1 protein-coding gene is annotated in these 328 nt (G+C 26.2%); it reads left to right on the forward strand.

The window, feature by feature from the left end:
- Positions 1 to 65 precede the first annotated feature (65 nt).
- On the forward strand, positions 66 to 328 hold a 263-nt coding region (locus SB724_RS19660), incomplete at its 3' end, for a hypothetical protein (protein WP_410572463.1).

Raw genomic sequence — 328 nt, forward strand, 5'->3', positions numbered from 1 at the left:
ATATATGACTAGATTAAGGAAAAGGAATCAGGGATCAATTAATAAACAAGAATAATTACACAATTATGTCTAACAAAATATTCTTTACACTTTTCATTCTTATTTCAGCCTGCTACTTTTCCCAACGAATAATAGAAAATAATAACTTACACGTATTTATTGGTGAAAAAATCAGTGTTGTAGAATTTGATCCGAATACGCAATTAGTAAAAGGCATATCAAAAGAGATAGATCTTAAAACTGGTGATACACTAATCATTACACATAAATCATATGTAATGGATAATGCATTTCATTGTAAGTATTTTATTATTAAAAATCTGATGAA

This window comes from Bacillus sp. SIMBA_031 (genome assembly GCF_046535225.1).
GTDB lineage: Bacteria > Bacillota > Bacilli > Bacillales > Bacillaceae > Bacillus > Bacillus velezensis.